Here is a 25,183-nt window from a genome sequence, read left to right as displayed (position 1 = left end):
TCCCCGTGGACCTGGTGGAGCTCTTCGGCTTCAACGGCGACTCCCCCGTCCCGCTGACCGCCCGCAGCTCCGCCGCCGACCCGCTGTCCACCGCCAGCTGGCACCTGGAGGAGGGCGCCCTGGTGCGGGAGGAGCGGGTGACCCAGACCGGTGCGATCGCCACCACCCGCTACACCGTGCGGGCGGACGGCACGCTGGACGAGTCCTGGCCGGGCGCGGGCATCAGCGGCGGCACCGGGACCGGGCCGCGCGCCGCGGCGGCCGCCAGCGCGGGCTGAGGGCCTGGGGGCGCCTGCACGGGCCCGGGGGCGCGTTGGAGCGCAAGGGGCGCGGTCGGGCTTTGCTGCGGGCGCCGGGGTTCTGACTGTCAGTGATGAGTGCGAGACTCTCCGGCATGAAACGGATGCCGTCCGATCCCGAGCGCCTCGAGCAGTATCAGCAGCGGCTGCGCGAGTTCGCCGCGAGACCGCCCTATCCCGTGCACGGGCTGCGGCGGCCGGTCGTGGCGCCTGCCGCCCTGGCCGGCTGGGAGACCGAGAACGAGGAGACGGTCACCGCCACCTTGGCCTACGGCGACTGGCGGGACACCGACGGCCCGTACCTGACCGTGACCACCGAGCCACCGGGCAGCGCCGGGCGGCGTGCCGATCTGCTCAAGGCCCTGCTGCGCGAGATCCGGGCGGGCCGGCTGCCGCGCAGCCGGGCGGAGCCGATATGCCGGACATCACCGCAGGGCGAGCTGTGCCTGCTGGGCGACAGTTGGGCACTGCGCACGGCGATCGGCGATCAGGCGGTGACGGTGCTCGGGCACGGTCCCGCCCCCGAGGACGTCGAACTCGGCCCGGTGGCGGACCTGCTCCCCTACGTGCTGGAGCGCAACGCGCAGGTCGCCCGGCTCGCGGCCGAGCAGCGGGCGCTGCCGGAGCCGCAGCTGCCGCCCGCCTCGGGGGTGGCGGCGGTGCGGGCGTTTCTGGAGACCTTCGTGCCGGGCGGCCCGGACGCGGGGCCGGCCTACCGGGCGCTGGCCCGCCGGGCGGTGACGGAGCTGGGCAAAGTGCTGGGCTGCGGCACCGAGCAGGCCGAGGACCAGATCTACTCGATGGTCAACCAGCTCTCCCAGCTGCGGCTGCGGGCGCCCTGGTTCACCGAACGGGACGGGCCGCGGGCGGCGGCCCTGGAGGAGCTGCTGCGGTACGTCGGGCTGCGCCAGCCGGTGGCCAGTGAGACGGCGCAGCTGCGCTGGGAGCGGTACTGGGCGGCGCAGCAGCAGGTGACCGACGAGAACACGGCGGAGCTGCTGGCCGACTGGGTGCGGGCCTGGGTGGACTGGGCGGTGGAGCGCGAGAGTTGACGGACCGTCAGCCCGCGTTGACGGCGTAGAAGGCGACGGCCGCCGCCGCGCCGACGTTGAGCGAGTCGATCCCGTGCGCCATCGGGATCCGCACGCGCTGGTCGGCGGCGGCCAGCGCCCGGTCCGTCAGTCCGTCGCCCTCGGCCCCGAGCATCAGGGCGGCCTTGGGCAGACGGTGCGGCGCGGCGGCGGCCAGGTCGACCGAGCCCTCGGCGGGGGTGAGGGCGAGCAGGTGGAAGCCCGCGTCGCGCAGCGTGGCCAGGGAGCCGGGCCACGGGTCGAGCCGGGCGTAGGGGACGGAGAAGACGGCGCCCATCGAGGTCTTGACCGCCCGCCGGTAGAGCGGGTCGGCGCAGTCCGGGGAGAGCAGCACCGCGTCCATGCCCAGGGCGGCGGCGCTGCGGAAGATCGCGCCGAGGTTGGTGTGGTCCACAAGCCCTTCGAGCACGGCGACCCGGCCCGCACCGGTGAGCACCTCCAGCACGTCGGGCAGCGGCTTGCGGGCCATCGAGGCGAGCGCGCCGCGGTGCACGTGGTAGCCGGTGACCTGCTCGGCCAGCCGGGGTTCGACCAGGTGCACCGGGGCGTCGGCCTCGGCGATCACGTCGGCCATCACGTCGAGCCACTTGGCGGTCAGCAGCATCGAGCGCATCGCGTACCCGGCGGCGAGCGCGCGGCGGATCACCTTCTCGCCCTCGGCGATGAACAGCCCCTGCGCCGGTTCGCGGCGGCGGCGCAGTTCGACGTCGGTCAGGCCGGTGTAGTCGGCCAGCCGGGGATCGGCGGGATCGGTGATGGTCTGCGGCTCGCTCATGCTGCTCTCGGCTGGTGGTTCCGTCGGGCGGAGGTTGGGGCGGTCAGGCGGTGCGGGTGGCGGGGTCCAGGACGTGCACCACCTCACCGACCACGATGACCGCCGGCGGCCGCACGCCCTGGGCGGCGACGGTGTCGGCCACCGTGCCGAGGGTGGCGTCGAGCCGGCGCTGGGTGGCGGTGGTGCCCTCCTGGATCACCGCGACCGGCGTCCGGGCCGACCGGCCGCCGGCGATCAGCCGGGCCGCGATGGCGCCGATCCGCTCGACCGCCATCAGCAGCACCAGGGTGCCGGTCATGCCCGCCAGCGCCTCCCAGTTGACCAGCGAACGCGGGTCCTCGGGGGCGACGTGGCCGGAGACCACGGTGAACTCGTGGGTCATGCCGCGGTGGGTGACCGGGATGCCGGCGGCGGCGGGCACGCTGATCGAGCTGGAGATGCCGGGCACCACGGTCACCGGTACGCCGGCCTCGGCGCAGGCCAGCAGCTCCTCGCCGCCGCGGCCGTAGACGTACGGGTCGCCGCCCTTGAGCCGGACCACGAACCGGCCGGCCTTGGCGTGCTCGATCAGCGTGCGGTTGATCGCCTCCTGGGCCATCGCCCGGCCGTAGGGGATCTTGGAGGCGTCGACCACCTCGACGTGCGGCGGGAGTTCGGCGAGCAGCCCGCGCGGGGCCAGCCGGTCGGCGACCACCACGTCGGCGTCGGCCAGCAGCCGGCGGCCGCGCACGGTGATCAGGTCGGGGTCGCCGGGGCCGCCGCCGACCAGCGCCACACCGGCCGTGCGCTGCCGGTACTGGCGGGCGCTGAGGCTGCCGTCCCGCAGGCCCTCGACGATGGTGGTGCGCAGCGCGGCGGAGTGCCGCGGGTCGCCGGTCAGCACGGCGACGGTGGTGCCCTCGTCATGGCCGGTGGCGGGGGTCCAGGCGGTGGCGGCCGCCGCGTCGTCGCTGCGGGCGCAGAAGACCCGGCGGCGCTCGGCCTCGGCGCTGACCGCCTCGTTGACGGCGTGGTCGTCGGTGGCGACCAGCGCGTACCAGGCCTCGGCCAGGTCGCCGTCCGCGTAGCCGCGCCGCTGCCAGGTGATCTCACCGGCGTCCGCCATCGCCTGGACGGCGGGGGTGGTGGTCGGGGAGATCAGCTCGACCCGGGCCCCGGCGGCGATCAGCGCGGGCAGCCGGCGCTGGGCCACCTGGCCGCCGCCGACCACCACGACCCGTCGGCCGGTCAGCAGCAGCCCCACGGGGTAGGGGGTACGGCCCTCGGTGCCCGGGTGCGGGTTCGGCGCGGTCATCTGGCTACTCCTGAGCTGGTGAGGGGTCGGTCGCGGGGTCCGGTGGCAACACGGCCCCGTACCGGCACGCCCTCGGGCCGGTACGGGGTCGGGGGAGGAACGTCAGCGCTTCTCGGTGACGCCGGCGGAGTCGAAGGTGGCTACATCGTGCATCGCCCGCGCGGCGCTCTGCACCAGCGGGAGCGCCAGCAGAGCGCCGGTCCCCTCGCCGAGCCGCAGATCGAGGTCGATCAGCGGGCGCAGGCCGAGCTTGGCCAGCGCGGCCTGGTGGCCGGGCTCGGCCGAGCGGTGGCCCGCGATGCAGGCGGCCAGCACCTCGGGGGCGATGGCCTTGGCGACCAGGGCCGCCGAACCGGCGATCACGCCGTCCAGGATCACCGGCGTGCGCAGGCTGGCCGCACCGAGCAGGAAGCCGGCGATGGCCGCGTGCTCCAGGCCGCCGACCGCGGCCAGCACGCCGAGCGGGTCGGCCGGGTCCGGGTGGTGCAGCTCCAGCGCGCGGCGGATCACCTCGACCTTGCGGGCGTGCGTCTCGTCGTCGATGCCGGTGCCGCGCCCGGTGACCTCGGCCGGGTCGATGCCGGTGAAGACGGCGATCATGGCCGCTGAGGCGGTGGTGTTGGCGATGCCCATGTCGCCGGTGATCAGCACCCGGTTGCCGGCCGCGACCAGGTCGCGGGCGGTCTCGATGCCGATCTCCAGCGCCTTGAGCGCCTCCTCCCGGCTCATCGCCGGGCCCTGGGTCATGTCGTCGGTGCCCGGCTTGACCTTGCGCGGCAGCAGTCCGGTGGTGCGGCCCTGCTGGACGGCGGCCGGCAGCTCGCCGGCCACACCCACGTCGACCACGCAGACCTCGGCGCCGATCTGGCCGGCGAAGGCGTTGACCACCGCGCCGCCGGCCAGGAAGTTGGCCACCATCTGGGCGGTGACCTCCTGCGGCCACGGGGTGACGCCCTGGGCGTGCACGCCGTGGTCGGCCGCGAAGATCGCCACGCAGGCGGGCTCGGGGATCGGCGGCGGGCACTTGCGGGACAGGCCGCACAGCTGGGCGGAGATGATCTCCAGCATGCCGAGCGAGCCGGCCGGCTTGGTCATCCGCTTCTGGCGGTCCCAGGCCTCGCCGAGCGCCTTGGCGTCCAGCGGGCGGATGGTGCGCAGGGCCTCGGCGAGCACCCCGCGCGGCTCCTCGCCGGGCAGCGCGCGGTTGCCGTACTGCTCCTCGTGCACCACCCAGGAGAGCGGGCGCTTCTTGGCCCAGCCCTGCTGCTGCAGCTCGGGCTCGTCCGGGAAGGCGTCCACGTAGCCGACGCAGAGGTAGGCGACGACCTCCAGGTGCTCGGGCAGGCCGAGCTCGCGGACCATCTCCTCCTCGTCGAAGAAGCTCACCCAGCCGACGCCCAGGCCCTCGGCGCGGGCGGCCAGCCAGAGGTTCTCCACGGCCAGCGCGGCGGAGTACGGGGCCATCTGGGGCTGGGTGTGGCGGCCCAGGGTGTGCCGGCCGCCACGGGTGCGGTCGGCGGTGACCACGATGTTCACCGGGGTTTCGAGGATGGCCTCGATCTTGATTTCCTTGAACTGCTTGGCCCGGCCCTTGGGCAGCGAGTCCGCGTAGGCCTCGCGCTGACGGACGGCCAGCTCGTGCATCCGCTGCCGGGTCTCGGAGGAGCGGATCACCACGAAGTCCCAGGGCTGCGAGTAGCCGACGCTGGGGGCGGTGTGGGCGGCCTCCAGGACGCGCAGCAGCACCTCGTGCGGGACGGGGTCGGGGCGGAAGCCGTTGCGGATGTCGCGGCGCTCGCGCATCACCTGGTGGACGGCCTCGCGCATCGGGTCGTCGTAGCCGGGGGCCGCCGGGGGGCGGGGCTCGGCGGGCTCGGCGGCCTCGGGCTCGGTGGCTTCCGGGGTCTCAGCGGCTTCCGGGGCCTCGGCGGCTTCGGCGGTGGCGGACGCCTCAGGGGCGACGGCTTCCGGTGCGGCCTCGGGGATCTCGTGGGCCTCGGCAGCGGCTCCGGGGGCTGCGGTGGCCTCCGCGGCGGCTTCGGCAGCGGCGGGCTCGGCCACGGCCTCCGGGGCCGACTCGGCCACCGGTTCGGCGGCGGGCTCGGCCACGGGTGCCGCGACAGGCTCGGCGACGGCTTCGGCAGCGGGCTCCGTGGCGGGCGCTATCCCGGGGGCCGGGTCGGCCGCCGGGGTGACGGGCGTCTGGGCCTCGGGCTGCTCGGCCGGGGCGGGCTGCTCGGCGGGCACGGCCTCGGGCTGCGGCTCGGCGGCGGCCGGCTCCACGATCAGGCCGAGCGGGGCGGGTGCGGCCAGGAAGGCGGCGATCCGACGCGGCGGGGCGGCCTGGGCGGGGACCTCGGGGGCCGGGGCGGCCTCGGGGACGGCCTCAGCGGCGGGCTCAGCGGCAGCCTCGGTGGGCTGCGACACCACGGGCTCGGCGACGACGGGCTCCGTGACGGGCTCGGCGGCCGGCGCCACGGAGGCGGCCTCGGCCGGGGTCGCGGAAGGGGCCGGAGCGGGCGTCGAAGTCAGGGTCGGCTCCTCAGCCTGGTTGTTCTCCGGGGCCGGGGCGGCGACCGGGGCGGCTTCCGCCGACGGTGCGTCAGCGGGTGCCTCGGCCGGCTCGGCGACCGACTGCTCGGCGGCGGGCGCCGCGGGCGTGGTCTCGGCAGCCTGCTCGGCCGGTGCGGCGGTCTGCGGCGCGGCGGCTTCGGTGCTGACGGGCTCGGCGCTCGCGGCCTCGGGGGTGGTGGACTCGGCGGGCGCGGCCACCGGTTCGACCGGGCTGGCGGCCTCGACAGTGGCGGTGTCGACGCTCTGCTCGGGGGCGCCCTGCTCGGGGGCGGTCGGCTCGGCTGTGGTCGGCTCGGCGTCCGGGGCCGCCGGGACGGGCTCCGCCACCGGGGCCGCCTCCGCGACCGCGGGGGCGGGCGCCGACGGTGCCTCGCTCGGGGTGGCCTGGGCCGGGATCAGCACCGCGTCGGCCTGCGGCTCGGCCGGTTCCGGGGTGGCCACCGCCACCGGGGCCGGCGGCGTCACGACCGGGATGCCGTGCGGCGGCGTGCCACCCGGCGCGGAGGGGCCGCGGTCGGCCAGCGAACGCACCGCCACCTGACCGGTCATCAGTGAGGGGTCCGGAATCGGCGGACCCGCGTGCAGCGGACGGCGCGCGGGCGCGGCCACCGGCTCGGCCGGTGCGGCGACCTGCGGCACGGCGACCGGCACGACGGGCGCGGTGAGGACGACGGTCTGCGGGTCCGGCTCGACCGGGGCGGCGGCCTCGGCGACCAGGCCGGGCGGGTCCACCGGCGGCCAGGACGGCTCGACCGGGATACCGGCCTGCGGCTGCTCCGCGACCTGCTCGCCGGCCTGTCCGTGCGGCGCGGCGGGCGCGGCGACGGCGGCGGCCGACCCGGCGTCAGGCTGCACCGGTGCGACCGGTGCGACCGGTGCGACCGGCTCCAGGAAGACCGGGGCGACCGAGACGAGCCCGGGGGCCGGCTCCGGCGCGGCCACCGGCTGCGGTGGGACGGCCTGCGGCGCCACCGGCTGCGGGACGGTCTGAGTCGGTGCGGCCAGGGCGGACGCGGCGCCGGCCGGGGCGATCGGGGTGGGCACCGGAACGGTGGCGGACGGGAAGGCCACTCCGTCCGCGGTGTAGACCGGGTAGCCCGTACCCGGCAGGCCGCCCTGCGGCGCGAGCGCCTCGCCGAGCGGGACCACCGGCGCGGTGGAGGCGTCGCTCCAGGAGCCCTGCGGCCCCGGCATCAGCAGGACGTCGTCCTCCTCGTCGAGCTGGTCCACCCGGTCGGGCTGGTCGATGAAGGTGTAGCCCGCACCCGGCACCACTGCCGGTACGGCCTGGCCGACGAGGTCGGTGCCCCACCCGCCACCTCCCTGTGCCGGATCAGTCCCGGTTCCGGGGAGCAGGTGCTCCGGCCGTCCCTCGTTGGGGACGTGACCGCCGTCGGTCATGTCAACACTCCTTCCAGGCCGCTTCCGCGTCCTTGGCGGCCCGGTCGCCGACCAAGGCGCACCGCCCGCTTCGGGTCCAAGCCGCGTGCCGGCCCACCCCACAGTCCTACCTGCCGGCCGTCGCACGTGGTGTGCGGCAGCCGTGGGCCGCCCGGTGGTCCCGGCGTTCGGCGGCGCTGACCGGCCCCGATCGGGGTAGCCGGTCACCGTGCACCGTCACCTGAACTAACGACAGCCCGGGGCAACCGGCACGACCGGCCCGGGCCCCGGGACATTCTCCCGGTCGGGCTGGCGTCAGTCGAATGCCCACCCGCCGATCTGCGTGTGGGTTGCACCACGTCGGCGCCGACCGCCGCACGAAGATCCCGAGCGGCGGTCGGATCGTCAGACTACCGGCCTCGACTGACCGCTCAGCGGTACGGTGTCCGATTCGTCCTCGATTGTCAGTTCGTCAGGAACGGACTTCCCAGCAGGTGGGACGTGGCGGGGTCAGGCGCTGGGCTCGGCCCACAGGAGCACGCTGCTCTCCCCCGGGCCGATGGTCAGCCCGCCGTCGACGGTGAGCGGCGCGGACTGCAGGAGTGCGCCCTCGACCTGGTAGCCGGCGGCCGCGACCACGCTCCGGATCGCCTCGGCCTCGCCCAGGGTGCGGGCCAGCGCCACCAGTCGGCCCGGACGGCGGGTCAGCACCGCGGCGACCACCTCGGCACCGCCGTGCTCCACCACCACCGCGTCCGGCTCCGGCAGCCCGCCGAGCACCTCGGGCGGCTGGCCGGCGGCCGTCTCCACCTCGACCCCGTACCGGCGCGCGTTGACCGCGATCCGCGCACAGGTGGCCGCGTCCGCCTCCACCGCGACCACGGCCGCGCCGAAACGCGCCGTCTCGACGGCGAGCGCGCCACTGCCGGCGCCAACGTTCCAGACCAGGTCGCCCGGCCCCGGGCCGAGCCGGGCCAGGACCACCGCGCGCGCCTGCGGGGAGAGGGTCTGCGCGCTCTCGCCGTCGTACGCGTCGCCGGGCAGCGCCCAGCCGCGCTCGGCGGCCGGGTAGCCGACCGGGCGGCCGGCCAGCCAGCCGGAGGGCGCGTCCACGGCCTGGGTCTGCGCGTTGCCGCCGATCACCAGCACCACGTTGGGCTCACGCCAGTCGTGGTCGGGCACCCGGTCGGAGGTGAGCACGGTGACGTCCTCGTCCTCGGTGCCGAGCGCCTCGCAGACCACGAAGGTGCGGTGCACCCCACGGAGCATCAGGGCCAGCTCGCTGGGCCCGGCGTCGGGGCTGGTCAGCACGGCGACCTTGGAGTGGGCGCGACAGACGTTGGCCGCCCGGCGCAGCCGTCCGCCGTGCGTACTGACCACCTGGGCGTCCTCCCACGGCATGCCCGCCCGGGCGAAGGCGGCGGCCACCGAGGAGACGGCCGGCAGTACCTCCAGCTCCAGGCCGTACTCGGGCCGCCGCAGGGTGCGCACCACGCCGAAGAAGCCGGGATCGCCCTCGGCGACCACCACCACCGCCCCGCGGTGCTCGGCCATCCGACGGGCCGCCAGTTCGACGCTGCCGAGCGCGATCCGCTCGGCGGCGGCCGGCACCGGCAGTGCGTTGAGCTGGTAGGGCGCCCCCGCCACCAGGGTGGCCGCGGCGAGTGCGGCAGCGGCCGCCTCGGTCAGCGGCGTGCCGTCCCACCCGATGACCGTGATCCGGTCCGCCATCGCGGCTGTTCTCCCTCGATTCCCGCCTCACGACTGGCCACGGCGCGCGGCGGTCGCGCGGCTGGCTCTGGGCTGGTCCGGGTGCGGGCGCGAGGTGTACCCACCCCCGCCACAAGGTCATCCGTCCCGCAGAGGAGGTTACCTGGTGGGGTGGGCGCTGTGACCGCTCGGTCGTCGTGGCGGCCGGTCGGTCCTGGTGACGCCGGTCAGTCGCGGTGGAACCCGGCGTAGGAGGGATAGGCCGGCTCCAGCGGTTCGAGGTCCTCCGGCAGCAGGCTCCAGACGATCAGATCGCTGCGGCTCTCCTCCCCCGCCGAACCGACCTCGCCGGTGCGCACTATCCAGGCGCTGCGCAGCACGCCCTCGCTGATGCAGCCGATCTTCTGGGCGACCTGCTGGGCGGCGGTGTTGCCGGCCGCGGTGCGCAGTTCGAGACGGTGGAAGCCACGGTCCTCGAAGAGCCACTGGGCCACCCCGAGCAGCGACTCGACCGCATAGCCCTCGCCGCGGGCCCAGGGCGCGGTGACATAGGCGGCCTCGGTGCTCAGCAGCCGCCAGTCGGTGTTGCGCAGTTCGACGGTGCCCACCAGACGCTGGGTCAGGTGCTCGGTGATGGCGAAGGCGATCCCGCGCCCCTCCGCGCGCAGCGCGGGCACCTGTCGGCGCACCCAGTGCAGCGCGTACTCATGGCCGTAGGGCTGGGGGACGTCGGTCCAGCTGAGCACCAGGTCGTCGGCCATCATGGCGACCAGCCCGGGCACGTCGCCCTCCTCCAGAGGGCGCAGCAGCAGCCGTTCGGTGCTGATCGCGGTCTCGGGGAAACTCGCTGGCATACCGTCTCTCCTCGCCGGGTGGTGCACCCACCGTACGCCCCCACGCGCGCCGGGTGCCGCCGTGGGTCGACGGAGCGTCAGATCCGACGGCCCGCCCCACGCGCGCCGGGCCCCGCCGCAGCACGCGGCGGGGCCCGGTTCGGTGGGCGAGCGGGCTTGGATCAGGCTCAGAAGGCCGGGATGACCGAGCCCTGGAAGGTGTCGTCGATGTACTTCTTCACCTCGTCGGAGTGCAGCAGCTGGGCCAGCTTCTGCACGCGCGGGTCGTTCTCGTGGCCCTTCTTGACCGCGAGCACGTTGGCGTAGGGGTTGCCCTGGGCCTTCTCCAGCAGGATCGCGTCGGTGGCCGGCTTGAGGCCGGCACCCAGCGCGTTGTTGCCGTTGATCACCGAGGCGTCGACGTCGTCCAGCGCGCGCGGCAGCTGGGCGGCGTCCAGCTCCTTGAACTTGAGGTGCTTCGGGTTGGCGGTGATGTCGCGGATGGTGGCGCCGGTGCCGACGCCGTCCTTGAGGGTGATCACCTGGTTGTCGGCGAGCAGCTTGAGCGCCCGGCCCTCGTTGGTGGCGTCGTTGGGGACAGCCACCGAGGCGCCGTCGGCCAGGTCCGCGACCTTCTTGACCTTCTTCGAGTAGACGCCCAGCGGCTCCAGGTGGACGTTCTCCACGGGCACGATGTCGGTGCCGTGGGTCTTGTTGAAGTCGGTCAGGTAGGGGACGTGCTGGAAGAAGTTGGCATCGGCGGAGCCGTCCTGCACGGCGGGGTTCTGCTGGGTGTAGTCCGAGACCTCCTTGACCGTCAGCTTCAGGCCCGCCTTGGCCGCCAGGTTGTCCCGGATGTAGTCCAGGATCTGGGCGTGCGGGGTGGGGCTGGCGACCACGACGAGCGGCTTGTCCGCGTTGTTCGAGGAGCTGGACGAGCCGGACGAGCAGGCCGCCACGGAGAGCGCGAGGCCGGCGGTGGCGAGGACTGCGGTGTACTTCAGGACGGTACGCACGAAAAGTGCCTTTCTCCGTTGTTACCAGGGGGCCGCGCACCCGGGGTCCGGGGGCGGAAGTCTCTGTTTGTGCGGTGGCGCGGCGGTGCGGTGGCGCGGTGGCGCGGTGGCGCGGCGGTGCGGCGGGCCGCTCAGGCGGCCGGGCGGCGCAGCCGGGCCAGCAGGCCGGCCGAGGCACCGCGGTGGGCCAGGCGGCGCCCGGCGAAGTCACCGAGCAGCTGGACCAGGGTGACCAGGATCACCAGCTCGATCACGATGACGATCATGAAGTTGGTCTCGAAGCGCATGTAGCCGTAGGTGATGGCCAGGTTGCCCAGGCCACCGCCGCCGACCGTGCCGGCCATCGCCGAGTAGCCGACCAGCGCGATCACGGTGGTGGTCAGGCCGGAGATGAGGGCGGGCAGCGCCTCGGGCAGCAGGGCCTTGCGGACCACGGCCCAGGTGCCGCCGCCCATCGACTGGACGGCCTCGACCAGTCCGCCGTCCACGCCGCGCACCGCGCTCTCCACCAGCCGGGCGAAGAACGGGATCGCGCCGACGGCCAGCGGCACGGTGGCCGCCTGCCAGCCGATCGTGGTGCCGACCACCCAGCGGGTGAAGGGGATCAGCGCGACCAGCAGGATCACGAAGGGCAGCGAGCGGCCGACGTTGACGATCGCGCCGATCACCTTGTTGACCGCGACGTTGCGCAGCAGCCCGCCCTTGTCGGTGAGCACCAGCAGCACGCCCAGCGGCAGGCCGACGACCAGCGTGATCAGGGTGGCGATGCCGACCATCTGGAGGGTCTCGATGGTCGCGTCGTGCAGCAGGGGCTGCATGTCGTCCCAGTTCATGCCAGTACTCCGTTCGCGCTGATGACGTCCACCTGGAGGCCCTGCTCACGCAGGAACCCGATCGGCACCACGTTGTCCTGGTGGCTGCCGGGCAGCTCGACCCGCATCCGGCCGACCTGGCGGCCGCCGATGGTCTCCACCGCGGCGCCCAGGATGTTGACGTCGACCTGGTAGGTCCGGGCGAGCTGGGAGACGAAGGGCCGGCCGGAGGTGTCGCCCTGGAAGGTGATCTCCAGCACGGTGCCGCCCGGGCGCCCGGTGCCGAAGTCGCTGAGCGGGAAGAGCTCGCGGGCCAGTTCGGAGCCGTCGGTGGCGACCAGGTCGGTCAGCGTGCCGGCCTCGCTGATCTGCCCGTCGCGCATCAGCGCGGCGGAGTCGCAGACCGACTTGATGACCTCCATCTCGTGGGTGATCAGCAGCACGGTCAGGCCGAGCTGCTGGTTGAGGTCGCGCAGCAGCTTGAGGATGGAGCGGGTGGTCTCCGGGTCGAGCGCGGAGGTGGCCTCGTCGGAGAGCAGCACCTTCGGGTCGCCGGCCAGCGCACGGGCGATGCCCACCCGCTGCTTCTGGCCGCCGGAGAGCTGGCTCGGGTAGTTGCCCGCCTTGTCACCGAGGCCGACCAGGTCCAGCAGCTCGGCGGCCTTGCGGCGGCGCGCGGTGCGGTCCAGCCCGGCGAGCTCCAGGGGCAGCTCGACGTTCTGCTGCACGGTGCGCGAGGAGAGCAGGTTGAAGTGCTGGAAGACCATGCCGATCCTGCTGCGGGCGGCCCGCAGCTCGCGGCCGGCGCGATGCTCGCTGCCGCGCAGGGCGGTCAGCTCGACCCCGTCCACGGTGACCGTGCCGGTGCTGGGGCGCTCCAGCATGTTGACGCAGCGGATCAGCGTGCTCTTGCCCGCGCCGGAGGTGCCGACGACGCCGTAGACCTCGCCTTCGCGCACGTGCAGGTCGACGCCGCGCAGGGCGCTGACCTGGCGGCCGCGTGAGGTGTAGACCTTTGTCAGGGCCTTGGTGGTGATCACAGCTGCTTTCCGATGGTCGGGGTCGGTGGTCGCGCACAGCCGGGCCCGGACGCGGGCGTGTGGACGCCATCGCCGGGGGCGCAGGATGTGACGCGAGGTGGTCTGGCTCGATCGGATACTGCCGAAGGTCCCGAGAACGCTCAGCGGGAGGCGGCAGATCGAGCAGGAGGACGGGCAGTGGCCCGCGGGGCGAGAGGCCCGATCAGCAGTGACACATTCGACAACACATGCCACGCACACCTGCCGGCATGGTGCCGGTGGCGGTGGTCTTCGTCGTCGCAGTCATGAAACCAGTAAAACAGATGAGAGTGCTGCGTCCCAATAAACAGTCTGTGACGTCCGCATTGCGGACACGACCCGGGCGCAGCAAGGGGAACGCCGAACGGCCCCACCTCGGGAGGCGGGGCCGTTCGGCGTCGAATGGTTCAGACCAGTTGCGCGGGCGGCGGTCAGACCGCGGCGGCCAGCGGGATCTCGACCGGCTTCTCCAGGTCCACGAAGCTCAGCTCGCTGGTCACCTGGCGGGTGCCGATCTGCCGGTAGCCCTGGCGCGCGTACAGGCGCAGGTTGCCCAGGCTGCGGTGGCCGGTGTTCAGGCGGAAGGCCCGCACCGGGTGGTCGCCGGCCAGCAGCCGCTCCTCGACCGCGCGCAGCAGGCGGCCGCCGAGACCGTGCCGCTGCATCCGCGGGTGCACGACCAGGCGGCTTATCCGGCCGATGCCGTCCTCCTCGACCCAGCCGCGCACCGAGCCGACCACCTCGCCGCCGAGCCGGGCGACCAGGACGTGACGGTCCGCCAACTCCTCGCGCAGGCTCGTCAGGCTCTGGGTGAGCGGCTCGATCGACCAGTCGCCGTAGAGCTCGGCCTCACCCTGGTAGCCGAGGTACTGGAGTTTGAGGATCTGTTCGGTGTCCTGCTCGGTCGCCACCGAGATGATCACGCTCATGCCCATGTGCGGGGGCCTCCCATCGTCAATGCCCGGCGCGCATGGTGAGGGTTTCGCACCGGATGGCCTGCCGGAGGTCGCCCGGCCGAGGATCGGCCCTGGCCGGGAACAGCGCATGACCGTATCAGCCGAAATCGGCGATACGTTCGCCAGCGCTCTACCCAGCCTTCAGCTGTTCTCAACCAGCCGGCAGTCTCTGGTGGCGGAAATCACTCGAACGTCCCGGTGTGTCGCCCACGGACGGCTGAGCGGCCGGATGAGTGCCGGATGAGTGGCGGGCCGATGAGCGGCCGGTGCCGGTAGCCGACGACGGATCGGCGAACCGGCACCTCGGGCCGTGTCCGGCAGCCGGTCAGTGACCGCTCCACTCGCGCTGGATGGCCAGGTCCGCCTTGACCTCCGCCAGCTGGACGGCCACCGCGCCGGGCGCGGTGCCGCCGCGCCCGTCCCGGGCGCCGATCGCGCCGTGCACGCTCAGCACCTCCCGGACCTCCGGCGTCAGGTGCTCGGAGATCTCGGCGAACTGCCCGTCCGTCAGATCCCAGAGCTCGATGCCCTGCGCCTCGCAGACCTTGACGCAGCCGCCGGCCACCTCGTGCGCCACCCGGAACGGCACGCCGCGCTTGACCAGCCACTCGGCGATGTCGGTGGCCAGTGAGAAGCCGGCCGGGGCCAGCTCCTCCAGCCGCTCGCGGTGGACCGTGAGGGTGGCCATCATGCCGGTGAAGGCCGGCAGCAGGACCTCAAGGGTGTCGCAGGAGTCGAAGACCGGCTCCTTGTCCTCCTGCAGGTCCCGGTTGTAGGCCAGCGGCAGTGCCTTGAGGGTGGCCAGCAGGCCGGTCAGGTTACCGATCAGCCGGCCGGACTTGCCGCGGGCGAGCTCGGCGATGTCCGGGTTCTTCTTCTGCGGCATGATCGAGGAACCGGTGGAGAAGGCGTCGTGCAGGGTGATGAAGCCGAACTCCTTGGTGTTCCAGATGATCACCTCCTCGGCGATCCGGGAGAGGTTGATCCCGATCATCGCGGTGACGAAGGCGAACTCGGCGACGAAGTCGCGCGAGGCCGTGCCGTCGATCGAGTTGCCGACCGAGCCGCGCTCGAAGCCGAGTTCGGCGGCGACCGCCTGCGGGTCGAGACCCAGCGAGGAGCCGGCCAGGGCGCCGGAGCCGTAGGGCGAGACGGCGGTGCGGGTGTCCCACTGGCGCAGCCGCTCGGCGTCCCGGCCGAGGGCCTGCACGTGCGCGAGGACGTGGTGGGCGAAGAGCACCGGCTGGGCGTGCTGCAGGTGGGTGCGGCCGGGCATCGCGGTGTCCGGGTGCACCTCGGCCAGGCCCACCAGCGCCTCCTGGAGGTCCAGGACCAGGCCGCCGATGATCCGGGCGTGGTCCCGCAGGTACATCCGGAACAGGGTGGCGATCTGGTCGTTGCGGGACCGCCCGGCCCGCAGCTTGCCGCCCAGGTCCGGGCCGAGCCGCTCCAGCAGCCCGCGTTCGAGCGCGGTGTGCACGTCCTCGTCGGCGATGGTGCCGGTGAGGGCACCGGACTCGACGTCGGCCAGCAGCTGGTCCAGGCCCGCGAGCATGGCGGACAGCTCCTCGGCCGTCAGCAGCCCGGCGGCGTGCAGCACCCGGGCGTGCGCCTTGGAGCCGGCGATGTCGTACGGCGCGAGCCGCCAGTCGAAGTGGACCGAGGCGGAGAGCCTGGCCAGCGCCTCGGAGGGGCCGTCGGCGAAGCGGGCGCCCCAGAGGCGGACGTCAGCGGGCTTTTCGGACGACATCGGGGCGCTCCTTGCGTGCGGTCGGGTTGCGGTCGGGTGTGCGGTCGGCGGGGGTGGGGCGGTGGAGTGCGAGCCCCGACCGAGGGGGGCGGTCGGGGCTCGCGGGGAGAGTGGTGCGAAGGGGGCGTTCAGCCGGTGCGGCTCAGGCGGTGCGGCTCAGGCCAGGTCGCGGCGGGCGGCGATCTTCGAGGACATCCCGAAGATCTCGATGAAGCCCTTGGACATCGACTGGTCGAAGGTGTCGCCGGTGTCGTAGGTGGCGAGGTTGAAGTCGTACAGCGACTGGTCCGACTTGCGGCCGTTGACCACGGCGCGCCCGCCGTGCAGCACCATCCGGATCTCGCCGGAGACCGACTCGTTGGCCTCGTTGACGAAGCCGTCCAGCGCGCGCTTGAGCGGGGAGAACCACAGGCCGTCGTAGACCAGCTCGGCCCAGCGCTGCTCGACCTGCCGCTTGTAGCGGGCCAGTTCGCGCTCGACGGTGACGTTCTCCAGCGCCTGGTGGGCGGTGATCAGCGCGATCGCGCCGGGGGCCTCGTAGATCTCCCGGGACTTGATGCCGACCAGCCGGTCCTCGACCATGTCGAGCCGGCCGATGCCCTGGGCGCCGGCCCGCTTGTTGAGCTCCTCGATCGCCTGCAGGACGGTCACCTTGCGGCCGTCGATGGCCACCGGGACACCGGCCTCGAAGGTGATGACGACCTCGTCGGCCTCACGGGGGGTGGCCGGGTTCTGGGTGTACTCGTAGACGTCCTCGATCGGGGCGTTCCAGATGTCCTCCAGGAAGCCGGTCTCGACGGCCCGCCCGAAGACGTTCTGGTCGATCGAGTACGGGGACTTCTTGGTGGTGGCGATCGGCAGGCCCTTGGCCTCGGCGAAGGCGATCGCCTTGTCCCGGGTCATCGCGTAGTCACGCACCGGGGCGATGCACTTCAGGCCCGGGGCAAGGGAGTTGATCCCGACCTCGAAGCGGACCTGGTCGTTGCCCTTGCCGGTGCAGCCGTGCGCGACGGTGGTGGCGCCGTGCTTCTGGGCGGCGGCGGCCAGGTGCTTGACGATCACCGGGCGGGAGAGCGCCGAGACCAGCGGGTACTGGCCCTGGTAGAGCGCGTTCGCCTTGATGGCCGGCAGGCAGTACTCGTTGGCGAACTCGTCGCGGGCGTCGGCCACCTCGGCCTCGACCGCGCCGCAGTCCAGGGCGCGCCGGCGGATCACGTCGAGGTCCTCGCCGCCCTGGCCGACGTCGACGGCGACGGCGATGACCTCGGCGCCGGTCTCCTCGGCGATCCATCCGATGCAGACGGACGTGTCCAGACCGCCCGAGTAGGCGAGTACGACGCGCTCGGTCACGGCTTTCTCCTTCTTCGGTGTCTCATGCGGTGATGAGCATAAGTATGCACCACTCTGCATGAAACTCAAAGCCCTGAACGTGACGGGTGGAGCAACGGCCGGGGGCGCCTGCCCGGCTACCAGGCGATCGGGAGTTCGCGCAGGCCGTAGATGACCGTCTCGTTGCGGAACCGGACCTCGTCGAACGGCACGGCCAGCCGCAGCGTGGGCAGTCGGCGCAGCAGCGTCGAGAGCGCGATCTGCAGCTCGGCCCGGGCCAGCGGCTGCCCCAGGCACTGGTGCACACCGAAGCCGAAGGCGAGGTGGCGGCGGGCGTCCCGGGTGACGTCCAGCTCCGCGCCGCCGGGGAAGAGCTCCTCGTCCCGGTTGGCGGTGGAGAGCATGCCCAGCACACCCTCGCCGGCCCGCACCAGGGTGCCACCGGGCAGCTCGACGTCGGCCAGGGCCACCCGGGGCAGTCCGGAGCCGATGATGGTGAGGTAGCGCAGCAGCTCCTCGACCGCGCCGTTGATCAGCTCCGGCTGCTCGCGCAGCCGCTCGGCCTGCGTCGGATGCCGCAGCAGTGCCAGGGTGGAGAGCGAGGTCATGTTGGCGGTGGTCTCATGGCCCGCGACCAGCAGGAGCAGGCCGGTGACCGCGACCTCCGGGAGCGTCAGGTCGCTGCGCGCGGCCAGCTTGGCGAGGATGCCGTCCGCCCGCCCCTGCCGGCCGCTCGCCAGCTCGGTGAGGTACTCGGTCAGCGCCTCGAAGGCGCTGCGGGTGGTCTCGGCGGGCGCGGTGGTGTCCAGCATCCGAGAGCTCTGACGCTGGAAGAACGCGTGGTCCCCGTAGGGCACACCGAGCAGCTCGCAGATCACCAACGAGGGGATGGGCAGCGCGAATTCGGCGACCAGGTCGGCCGGCGGGCCATGCGCGACCATGGCGTCCAGCGCCTCGTCCACGATGCGCTGGATCCCGGGGCGCATCGCCTCCACCCGCTTGATCAGGAACTCGGTGGTCAGCATCCGGCGCAGCCGGGCGTGCTCCGGATCGTCCAGGCGCAGGAAGCTCGGGGTCTCGTTGCGCAGCTCCTGCTGGCCGCGGACGAGGATCGGGAAGCCCGGGTTGCGTGCGTCGGCGCTGAACCGGCGGTCGCTCAGCACGGTGCGGACGTCCTGGTAGTCGGTCAGCAGCCAGCAGGGGTTCCCGTCCCACAGGGTCAGCCGGGTGGCGCGGCGGCGGTAGGCGGGCGGCGGGTCGAAGGGGCAGCCCGACTGGCGCGGGGCCGGGAAGGCGATGTCGTCGACGATACTCATGCGCCGGCCTGCGCGGGGGTGGCCCGCGCCGGGGCGGTGGCCGGGGGCGGGTCGGCGGTCACGGTGATGGCGCCGCCCGGGCAGAGGGCGGCGGCGGTGCGGAGCCGGGGCAGCAGGGCGAGGGGCGGACGGTCCTGGAGCAGCCGCACCAGCCCGTCCTCCTCGCTCTGGTCGAAGACCTCGGGGACGGTCAGCACACACTGGCCTGAGCTGCAGCAGCGATCCTGATCGACAGTCACGTGCATGGCGGAACCTCGTTGGGCGCGAAGGGGCCGGTCGCGTGCGGCAACCGGCATTCCTTGGGCTCAACTTAGCCCGCTGTTGTGGTGTCCATGCGAGGGCGGCGCGGAGGCGGCCCGAGAATGGCCGGTTTCCGCCCCTACGCCGTGATAGGTCCTAGGACCGGTCCGCGCGGGCCTGGGCCAGCTGCATCAGGTGGTCCGCGAGCGCCTGGCCGCCGGCCGGGTCACGGCTGATCAGCAGCACCGTGTCATCGCCCGCGATGGTGCCGATGATCTCGTGCACCCCGGCCGTGTCGATCGCCGAGGCGAGGAACTGCGCGGCCCCCGGCGGGGTGCGCAGCACCACCAGGTTGCCGGAGGCGGTGGCCGAGACCATCAGCTCACCGGCCAGCCGGGCCATCCGCCCCTCACTGGCCGACTCCCCCATCGGCGCGCGCGGCGTGGGGTCGCCGCCCTCGGCCGGGACGGCGTAGATCAGCGCGCCGTCCCGGTTGCGGATCTTGACCGCGCCCAGCTCGTCCAGGTCCCGGGAGAGCGTGGCCTGGGTGACCACCAACCCGTCGTCGGCCAGCAACTTGGCCAACTGGCTCTGCGAGCGGACTGGTTGACGGGTCAGCAGGTCCACAATCCGCCGGTGGCGCGCGGTGCGGGTCTGCGGGACCTGCGACGTCGGGCCGGCGGGGGTCTGGTCGGATGGGGGCACGCTCATGTTGATGATTCTCCCGGACTACCCGCGGGCCTGCGCGGCCGGGTCGCCCGGCCGGGCCGCCGCGCCCGGCTCCGGCGCTGTGCCCGGCTCGGCCACCGCGCCCGGCTCGGCCCGGACGCTGTCCAGGAGCGCGGGGAGCGCGGCCAGGAAGGCGTCGGCCTGCGCCTCGGTGAGGATCAGTGGCGGCACCAGTCGCACCGCGTCCGCCACGGCCGCGTTCACCAGGAAGCCGGCCCGCTGGGCCGCCGCCTGGACCCTGGCCGCCACCGGCTCGGTGAGCACGATGCCGAGCAGCAGGCCGGCGCCCCGCACGTGCGAGATCAACGGGTCGCCGAGCGCCTCGATGCCGCGGCGCAGCCGGTCACCGACCGTGCGCACGTGGGCCAGCAGGCCCTGGCTCTCGATGGTGTCGAGCACCGCGAGCGCACCGGCGGCGACCACCGGGTTTCCACCGAAGGTGGTGCCGTGCTGCCCCGGCTGGAGCAGGTCCCCCGCCGCGCCGTAGGCGATCGCCGCGCCGATCGGCAGGCCGCCGCCCAGGCCCTTCGCCAGGGTGATGACGTCCGGCTCGACGCCCTGCTCGGCCTGGTGGGCGAACCAGTGGCCGGTGCGGCCGATGCCGGTCTGCACCTCGTCCAGGATCAGCAGGGTGCCGGTCGCCCGGGTGATCTCGCGGGCCGCCCGCAGATAGCCGGGCGGCAGCGGGATCGCGCCGTTCTCGCCCTGGATCGGCTCCAGCACCACGGCCGCGGTCGCGGTGCTGACGGCCGCGCGCAGCGCCTCGATGTCGCCGAACGGGACGTGCGTCACGTCCCCCGGCAGCGGCCGGAACGGCTCCTGCTTGGCGGGCTGGCCGGTGAGCGCCAGGGAGCCCATGGTGCGGCCGTGGAAGGCGCCCTCCAGGGCCACCAGGTGGGTGCGCCCGGTCAGCCGGCTGATCTTGAAGGCGGCCTCGTTGGCCTCGGCGCCGGAGTTGCAGAAGAAGACCCGGCCCGGGCGGTCGTCCAGCGCGAGCAGCCGCTCGGCCAGCGCGATGGTGGGCTCGGCGGTGAAGAGGTTGGAGACGTGGCCGAGCCGCCCGATCTGCGCGGTCACCGCGGCGACCACCGCCGGGTGCGCGGTGCCGAGGGCGTTGACCGCGATGCCGCCGAGCAGGTCCAGGTACTCGTTGCCGTCGGCGTCCCAGAACAGCGCGCCCTCGCCGCGGACCAGCGGGAGGCGCGGGGTGCCGTAGTTGTTGGCGAAGGCGTCCTGGTAGCGCTTCGTCAACTCGTCGTTGCCGCTTGCCCCATGGCTGTCCTGAGTGCCGCTCATGCCAGTCCCCCCAGTACCGTGCTCTCGTCGTCCGGCACCACCATGGTGCCGATCCCCTCGTCGGTGAAGATCTCCAGCAGCAGGCTGTGCTGGACCCGCCCGTCCAGCACGCGGGCGGTGCCCACACCGGAGCGCACCGCGCGCAGGCAGCCCTCCATCTTGGGCACCATGCCGCTGCTCAGCGTGGGCAGTATGGCCTCCAGCTCGGTCGCGGTCAGCTGGCTGATCACGTCGTCGGAGTTCGGCCAGTCCGCGTAGAGCCCCTCGACGTCGGTGAGCACCACGAGCATCTCGGCGCCCAGCGCGGCCGCGAGGGCCGAGGCGGCGGTGTCCGCGTTGATGTTGTAGACGTGGCTGTCGGTGCCGCGCGCGATGCTGGAGATCACCGGGATCCGGCCGTCGGCGATCAGCGCCTTCACCGCGCCGGCCTCGATGTTGACGATGTCGCCGACCAGGCCGATGTCCACCTGCTCGCCGTCCACCACCGCGTACCGCTTGACGGCGGTCATGGTGTGCGCGTCCTCGCCGGTCATGCCGACCGCGAACGGCCCGTGCTCGTTGAGCAGCCCGACCAGCTCGCGCTGGACCTGTCCGGCCAGCACCATCCGGACCACGTCCATGGTCTCGGGCGTGGTGACCCGCAGGCCGTTGGTGAACGAGGACTCCAGCCCCAGCTTCTCCAGCTGCGCGCTGATCTGCGGGCCGCCGCCGTGGACGACGACCGGGTGCAGACCGGCGTAGCGCAGGAAGACCACGTCCTGGGCGAAGGCCGCCTTGAGCGACTCGTCGACCATGGCGTTGCCGCCGAACTTGATCACCACGGTCTTGCCGTGGAACCGCTCCAGCCAGGGCAGCGCCTCGATGAGGGTCATCGCCTTCGGCAACGCGGTGTTGTTGCGGGCCTGTTCGCCCTTGGGTGCGATCTGCACGGTGTCAGTCCCGGATGAGGTGTCAGTCGCCGATGGGTGAGGCGGTGCGAGGATCAGGTGGAGTAGGCGCTGTTCTCGTGCACGTAGTCGGCGGTGAGGTCGTTGGTCCACACCGTGGCCTGGGCCTGGCCCGCGTGCAGGTCGGCGGTGATGACCACCTGACGGTCCGTCATGTCGACCAGTGCGCGGTCCTCACCGACGGCGCCGCCGCGGCAGACCCAGATCCCGTTGATCGCCACGTCCAGCTGGTCGGGGTCGAAGGCGGCCGAGGTGGTGCCGATCGCGGCCAGCACCCGGCCCCAGTTGGGGTCCTCGCCGTGCAGGGCGCACTTGAGCAGGTTGTTGCGGGCGATGGTGCGGGCGACCGTGACGGCCTCGTCCTCGGTGGCCGCGCCGGTCACGTCGATCCGGATGTCCTTGCTGGCGCCCTCGGCGTCACCGATCAGCTGCCGCGCCAGGTCGGCGCAGACCTGCTGGACCGCCGCCGCGAACTCCGCCTCGTCCGGGGTGATGTGGCAGGCGCCGGAAGCGAGCAGCAGCACCGTGTCGTTGGTCGACATGCAACCGTCGGAGTCCACCCGGTCGAAGGTGGTGCGGGTGGCGCCGCGCAGCGCGGCGTCCAACTGCCCGGCGGTGAGGGCGGCGTCGGTGGTGAGCACGACCAGCATGGTGGCCAGGCCCGGGGCGAGCATGCCCGCGCCCTTGGCCATCCCGCCGACCGTCCAGCCGCCGTTGGTCACCTGCGCGGTCTTGTGCACGGTGTCGGTGGTCTTGATGGCGATGGCCGCCGCCTCGCCGCCGTCCGCCGCCAACTCCTTGACGGCGAGCGTGACGCCGGGCAGCAGCAGGTCCATCGGGAGGCGCTCGCCGATCAGTCCGGTCGAGCAGACCGCCACCTCGCCGGCACCGACACCCAGGTCGGCGCCGACCCGCTCGGCGGTGGCGTGCGTGTCCTGGAACCCCTGGGGCCCGGTGCAGGCGTTGGCGCCACCGGAGTTGAGCACCACGGCGGCCAACCGGCCGCCCTTCAGCACCTGCTGGGACCAGAGCACCGGCGCGGCCTTGACCCGGTTGCCGGTGAAGACCCCCGCCGCGGCGAAGGACGGGCCCTCGTTGACCACCAGGGCCAGGTCCGGAGAACCGGAGGCCTTGAGGCCGGCCGTCACCCCGGCCGCCCGGAAGCCCTTGGCGGCGGTGACGCCGACGCTGTTCTGATGGGTGGTCACGGTGCGACTCCGTTCACAGGAAGGCCGAGCGTCTCGGGCAGGCCGAGCGCGATGTTCATGCTCTGCACCGCGCCGCCGGCGGTGCCCTTGACCAGGTTGTCGATCGCGCTGATCGCGATGATCCGCCCGGCGTGCTCGTCCAGCGTGACCTGGACGAGGGCGGAGTTGGCGCCGTACACCGACTTGGTCTGCGGCCACTGCAGCTCGGGCAGCAGGCGCACGAACGGCTCGTCGGCGTAGGCGGTGGCATAGGCGGCGCGCACGTCACCGCTGGTGACGCCGGGCCTGGCCTTGGCCGTGCAGGTGGCCAGGATGCCGCGGGACATCGGCACCAGGGTCGGGGTGAAGGAGATGTTCACCGGCTCCCCCGCCACCGCGCTGAGGTTCTGCGACATCTCCGGCGTGTGCCGGTGCACCCCGCCGACCCCGTACGGGCTCACCGAGCCCATCACCTCGCTGCCCAGCAGGTGCGTCTTGACCGCCTTGCCGGCGCCCGAGGTGCCGCTGGCCGCCACGATCACGGCCTCCGGCTCGGCCAGCTGGGCCGCGTAGGCGGGGAAGAGCGCGAGCGAGACGGCCGTCGGGTAGCAGCCGGGCACGGCGATCCGCTTCGTGCCCTTCAGTGCGGCCCGGTGCCCCGGCAGCTCGGGCAGCCCGTAGGGCCAGGTCCCGGCGTGCGCGGAGCCGTAGAACCGCTCCCAGTCCGCCGCCGCCTTGAGCCGGAAGTCCGCCCCGCAGTCGATCACCAGCACGTCCTCGCCGAGCGCCTGCGCCACCGCCGCGGACTGCCCGTGCGGCAGCCCGAGGAAGACGACGTCGTGACCGGCGAGCGCCTCGGGCGTGGTCGGCTCCAGCACCCGCTCGGCCAGCGGCAGCAGATGCGGCTGCAACTCCCCGAGCGGCGTACCGGCGTTGGACCCACCGGTCAGCGCCCCGATCTCCACCTCCGGATGCGAGAGCAGCAGACGCAGCACCTCGCCGCCCGCATACCCGCTGGCTCCGGCAACGGCGACTCGCAACGTCATGACCACTCCTCCTCAGGACTAGGCATGAATATACGCACTGCGGAACATTCATGCAAGGAGCTTCGAGGGGATCGCAGACCTCCGCACCCGACACCCTGTGACGCAGATCACGGCAGATGCAGAACCTGCGCGCCGTACCGGCCGTCTGGCTGGTGTGAGATCACGCAGGAGAGCACTGGATGAGCTGGACGAGGAACACCTCCTCCGGCTGGTGGCCAGAGGTGACCGCGCGGCGTTCGACGAGTTGTACCGGCGCACCTCGCCATGGCTGGCGGTGCGGTTGCGCCGGCGCTGCGCGGATGAGCAGATCGTCGCCGAGGTCATGCAGGAGACCTATCTGGCGGTGTGGCGCGCGGCCGGTGCGTTCGCCGGGAGCGCCATCGGTGGGACGGGCGTCGGGTGGGTGTGGACGATCGCGGCGCGCCGCCTCGTCGATGCGTTCCGGCGTCGTGCCCATCACGCCGAGCCGCCGGTGGCCGCTGCCGAGCGGGCGGTGGTGCCCGCGGCGGAGGACGAGGTGTTGGCGGGGACCGTCGGGGGTGACGTGGGCGATGCCCTGCGGCAGCTGGCGCCGGAACTGCGCCAGGTACTGCAGGCGATGGTGCTCGACGGGCTGTCCGTCCGGGAGACCGCCGTCCTGCTGCGACTGCCCGAAGGAACCGTCAAGACCCGCGCCCGCCGGGCCCGGATCGCGATGCGGGAGGCACTGACATGAGCGAGGAACACGCGTCGTTGCGGTTGATCGACGACTACGCCCGTGGTGATGCGGGGATGGCCCCGGACACGGTGTGGGCGCTGGAGGCCCATCTGGAAACCTGCGCGCTGTGCCGCAGCCGGCTGGCGGACAGTGTGGTCACCGAGGCGCCCGGCATCGCCGCGCTCGTCGACACCGTGCGGGCGAGTCTGGGACCGCAGCTGGACGCCGCCGTCCCGATGCCCTCGCGGCGATACCGGCCGCGGTGGGTGTCGGCCTGGGTGACACCGGCGATGGCCCCGTGGCTGGCCATGATCGTCGCGGTCGTCCTGATCGCGCTGCTGCTGGACGCGGGCGGCGCGGCGCTCTTCGGAGCCGCTTCGCCCGAGTTGCTGATCGCGCCGGTGCTGCCGCTGTGCGCGGTCGCGGCATCGTGGTCGCGCGCCCTGGACCCGGCGTACGAACTGACGGCCGCAACCGCCCGCGCCGGTCTGCCCCTGCTGCTGCGGCGCACCACAGCCGTCCTGGCCGTGGCCCTGCCGCTGCTCCTGGTGGAGGGCTGGCTGACCGGAGCCATGACGGCCGCGCAGTGGCTGCTGCCCTCACTGGCCTTCACCTCCACCGCCCTGGCCCTGGGCAGCTTCATCGGCGTGACCCGCGCCGCCGCCGCACTGGTGGCCGTCTGGGCCGCCGTCGTCGCGGCACCCGCCTGGGGCACCGGCCGCGTCCCCCTTGCCCTGCAACCGCACCAACTCCCGCTGTGGGCCCTGCTCCTCGCCATCGGCACCGGCACCGTGATCGCCCGCAGAAACACCTACTCAGCGCTGCGCAACCATCGTTGACCCTCGAAA

General features: G+C 73.4%; 21 protein-coding genes. 3 read left to right on the top strand and 18 right to left on the bottom strand.

Annotated elements, in window-relative coordinates:
- Positions 1-394: 394 nt before the first annotated feature.
- The gene (locus ACFZB9_RS27775; protein ID WP_391451596.1) at positions 395-1,351 is read left to right on the top strand and encodes a hypothetical protein; all 957 of its coding nucleotides are present in this window, start codon (positions 395-397) and stop codon (positions 1,349-1,351) included.
- A 7-nt stretch (positions 1,352-1,358) separates the two neighbouring features.
- Here ACFZB9_RS27775 and ACFZB9_RS27770 read toward each other — a convergent pair whose 3' ends face one another.
- The 18 genes from ACFZB9_RS27770 to argC all read right to left on the bottom strand — a co-directional run bounded on the left by ACFZB9_RS27770 (position 1,359) and on the right by argC (position 23,638).
- The gene (locus ACFZB9_RS27770; protein WP_391451594.1) at positions 1,359-2,165 is read right to left on the bottom strand and encodes a TrmH family RNA methyltransferase; all 807 of its coding nucleotides are present in this window, start codon (positions 2,163-2,165) and stop codon (positions 1,359-1,361) included.
- 43 nt (positions 2,166-2,208) lie between these two features.
- Positions 2,209-3,459, bottom strand: a complete 1,251-nt coding sequence (gene cobA / locus ACFZB9_RS27765; RefSeq protein WP_391451593.1) for a uroporphyrinogen-III C-methyltransferase — start codon at positions 3,457-3,459, stop codon at positions 2,209-2,211.
- 102 nt (positions 3,460-3,561) lie between these two features.
- Positions 3,562-7,434, bottom strand: a complete 3,873-nt coding sequence (gene cobT / locus ACFZB9_RS27760; protein ID WP_391451591.1) for a nicotinate-nucleotide--dimethylbenzimidazole phosphoribosyltransferase — start codon at positions 7,432-7,434, stop codon at positions 3,562-3,564.
- Positions 7,435-7,923: 489 nt separating this feature from the next.
- A complete protein-coding gene (gene cbiE / locus ACFZB9_RS27755; RefSeq protein ID WP_391451589.1) occupies positions 7,924-9,144 on the bottom strand; it encodes a precorrin-6y C5,15-methyltransferase (decarboxylating) subunit CbiE in 1,221 nt (406 codons plus the stop codon).
- A 206-nt stretch (positions 9,145-9,350) separates the two neighbouring features.
- Complete coding sequence (locus ACFZB9_RS27750) at positions 9,351-9,977, bottom strand: GNAT family N-acetyltransferase (RefSeq protein WP_391451587.1); 627 nt, start codon at positions 9,975-9,977, stop codon at positions 9,351-9,353.
- Positions 9,978-10,144: 167 nt separating this feature from the next.
- Positions 10,145-10,972 (bottom strand): MetQ/NlpA family ABC transporter substrate-binding protein, encoded by an 828-nt coding sequence (locus tag ACFZB9_RS27745; RefSeq protein WP_391451585.1) that lies wholly within the window; start codon positions 10,970-10,972, stop codon positions 10,145-10,147.
- A 131-nt stretch (positions 10,973-11,103) separates the two neighbouring features.
- Complete coding sequence (locus ACFZB9_RS27740) at positions 11,104-11,805, bottom strand: methionine ABC transporter permease (protein WP_391451584.1); 702 nt, start codon at positions 11,803-11,805, stop codon at positions 11,104-11,106.
- On the bottom strand, positions 11,802-12,824 hold the full coding sequence (locus tag ACFZB9_RS27735) for a methionine ABC transporter ATP-binding protein (RefSeq protein ID WP_391451582.1): 1,023 nt from the start codon (positions 12,822-12,824) through the stop codon (positions 11,802-11,804). Before ACFZB9_RS27735 ends, ACFZB9_RS27740 begins: the two co-directional genes overlap by 4 nt.
- 449 nt (positions 12,825-13,273) lie before the next feature.
- On the bottom strand, positions 13,274-13,777 hold the full coding sequence (locus ACFZB9_RS27730; RefSeq protein ID WP_391451580.1) for a GNAT family N-acetyltransferase: 504 nt from the start codon (positions 13,775-13,777) through the stop codon (positions 13,274-13,276).
- Positions 13,778-14,123: 346 nt separating this feature from the next.
- Positions 14,124-15,548, bottom strand: coding sequence for an argininosuccinate lyase (argH, locus tag ACFZB9_RS27725; RefSeq protein WP_391451578.1), 1,425 nt, complete (start codon positions 15,546-15,548; stop codon positions 14,124-14,126).
- 156 nt (positions 15,549-15,704) lie between these two features.
- A complete protein-coding gene (locus ACFZB9_RS27720) occupies positions 15,705-16,898 on the bottom strand; it encodes an argininosuccinate synthase (RefSeq protein WP_391451577.1) in 1,194 nt (397 codons plus the stop codon).
- Positions 16,899-17,014: 116 nt separating this feature from the next.
- Complete coding sequence (locus tag ACFZB9_RS27715) at positions 17,015-18,193, bottom strand: cytochrome P450 (RefSeq protein ID WP_391451575.1); 1,179 nt, start codon at positions 18,191-18,193, stop codon at positions 17,015-17,017.
- A complete protein-coding gene (locus ACFZB9_RS27710) occupies positions 18,190-18,438 on the bottom strand; it encodes a ferredoxin (RefSeq protein WP_391451573.1) in 249 nt (82 codons plus the stop codon). The genes ACFZB9_RS27715 and ACFZB9_RS27710 overlap by 4 nt, the downstream gene beginning before the upstream one ends.
- 151 nt (positions 18,439-18,589) lie before the next feature.
- Positions 18,590-19,144, bottom strand: coding sequence for an arginine repressor (locus tag ACFZB9_RS27705; RefSeq protein ID WP_391451570.1), 555 nt, complete (start codon positions 19,142-19,144; stop codon positions 18,590-18,592).
- An 18-nt stretch (positions 19,145-19,162) separates the two neighbouring features.
- Positions 19,163-20,458 (bottom strand): acetylornithine transaminase, encoded by a 1,296-nt coding sequence (locus ACFZB9_RS27700; RefSeq protein WP_391451568.1) that lies wholly within the window; start codon positions 20,456-20,458, stop codon positions 19,163-19,165.
- Positions 20,455-21,330: an acetylglutamate kinase gene (argB, locus tag ACFZB9_RS27695; RefSeq protein ID WP_391451829.1), complete on the bottom strand. Its 876-nt coding sequence runs from the start codon at positions 21,328-21,330 to the stop codon at positions 20,455-20,457. The genes ACFZB9_RS27700 and argB overlap by 4 nt, the downstream gene beginning before the upstream one ends.
- A 110-nt stretch (positions 21,331-21,440) precedes the next feature.
- Entirely contained in the window at positions 21,441-22,613 is a 1,173-nt protein-coding gene (argJ, locus tag ACFZB9_RS27690; protein ID WP_391451566.1) for a bifunctional glutamate N-acetyltransferase/amino-acid acetyltransferase ArgJ, read from the bottom strand.
- On the bottom strand, positions 22,610-23,638 hold the full coding sequence (gene argC, locus ACFZB9_RS27685) for an N-acetyl-gamma-glutamyl-phosphate reductase (RefSeq protein ID WP_391451564.1): 1,029 nt from the start codon (positions 23,636-23,638) through the stop codon (positions 22,610-22,612). Before argC ends, argJ begins: the two co-directional genes overlap by 4 nt.
- A 211-nt stretch (positions 23,639-23,849) precedes the next feature.
- On the opposite strand from argC, the gene ACFZB9_RS27680 reads away from it, so the two are divergent.
- Both ACFZB9_RS27680 and ACFZB9_RS27675 read left to right on the top strand, forming a co-directional pair.
- Entirely contained in the window at positions 23,850-24,353 is a 504-nt protein-coding gene (locus ACFZB9_RS27680; protein WP_391451828.1) for an RNA polymerase sigma factor, read from the top strand.
- Positions 24,350-25,174, top strand: coding sequence for a zf-HC2 domain-containing protein (locus tag ACFZB9_RS27675; protein ID WP_391451562.1), 825 nt, complete (start codon positions 24,350-24,352; stop codon positions 25,172-25,174). Before ACFZB9_RS27680 ends, ACFZB9_RS27675 begins: the two co-directional genes overlap by 4 nt.
- Positions 25,175-25,183: the final 9 nt, after the last annotated feature.

The sequence above is a fragment of the Kitasatospora sp. NPDC008050 genome, assembly GCF_042957465.1.
Taxonomy (GTDB): Bacteria; Actinomycetota; Actinomycetes; order Streptomycetales; family Streptomycetaceae; genus Kitasatospora.
The sequence above is the reverse complement of the archived record's forward strand: the minus strand, read 5'-3'. Positions and strand labels throughout refer to the sequence as shown.

Bases quoted from the DNA above. Each gene is read 5' to 3' on its own strand.
- ACFZB9_RS27770 (WP_391451594.1), bottom strand. From the start codon at position 2,165: ATGAGCGAGCCGCAGACCATCACCGATCCCGCCGATCCCCGGCTGGCC.
- ACFZB9_RS27775 (WP_391451596.1), top strand. From the start codon at position 395: ATGAAACGGATGCCGTCCGATCCCGAGCGCCTCGAGCAGTATCAGCAG.
- ACFZB9_RS27700 (WP_391451568.1), bottom strand. From the start codon at position 20,458: ATGAGCGGCACTCAGGACAGCCATGGGGCAAGCGGCAACGACGAGTTG.
- ACFZB9_RS27705 (WP_391451570.1), bottom strand. From the start codon at position 19,144: ATGAGCGTGCCCCCATCCGACCAGACCCCCGCCGGCCCGACGTCGCAG.
- ACFZB9_RS27750 (WP_391451587.1), bottom strand. From the start codon at position 9,977: ATGCCAGCGAGTTTCCCCGAGACCGCGATCAGCACCGAACGGCTGCTG.
- ACFZB9_RS27675 (WP_391451562.1), top strand. From the start codon at position 24,350: ATGAGCGAGGAACACGCGTCGTTGCGGTTGATCGACGACTACGCCCGT.
- argH (WP_391451578.1), bottom strand. From the start codon at position 15,548: ATGTCGTCCGAAAAGCCCGCTGACGTCCGCCTCTGGGGCGCCCGCTTC.
- ACFZB9_RS27715 (WP_391451575.1), bottom strand. From the start codon at position 18,193: ATGAGTATCGTCGACGACATCGCCTTCCCGGCCCCGCGCCAGTCGGGC.
- cobA (WP_391451593.1), bottom strand. From the start codon at position 3,459: ATGACCGCGCCGAACCCGCACCCGGGCACCGAGGGCCGTACCCCCTAC.
- argC (WP_391451564.1), bottom strand. From the start codon at position 23,638: ATGACGTTGCGAGTCGCCGTTGCCGGAGCCAGCGGGTATGCGGGCGGC.
- ACFZB9_RS27730 (WP_391451580.1), bottom strand. From the start codon at position 13,777: ATGGGCATGAGCGTGATCATCTCGGTGGCGACCGAGCAGGACACCGAA.
- cbiE (WP_391451589.1), bottom strand. From the start codon at position 9,144: ATGGCGGACCGGATCACGGTCATCGGGTGGGACGGCACGCCGCTGACC.
- ACFZB9_RS27710 (WP_391451573.1), bottom strand. From the start codon at position 18,438: ATGCACGTGACTGTCGATCAGGATCGCTGCTGCAGCTCAGGCCAGTGT.
- argB (WP_391451829.1), bottom strand. From the start codon at position 21,330: ATGACCCTCATCGAGGCGCTGCCCTGGCTGGAGCGGTTCCACGGCAAG.
- cobT (WP_391451591.1), bottom strand. From the start codon at position 7,434: ATGACCGACGGCGGTCACGTCCCCAACGAGGGACGGCCGGAGCACCTG.
- ACFZB9_RS27740 (WP_391451584.1), bottom strand. From the start codon at position 11,805: ATGAACTGGGACGACATGCAGCCCCTGCTGCACGACGCGACCATCGAG.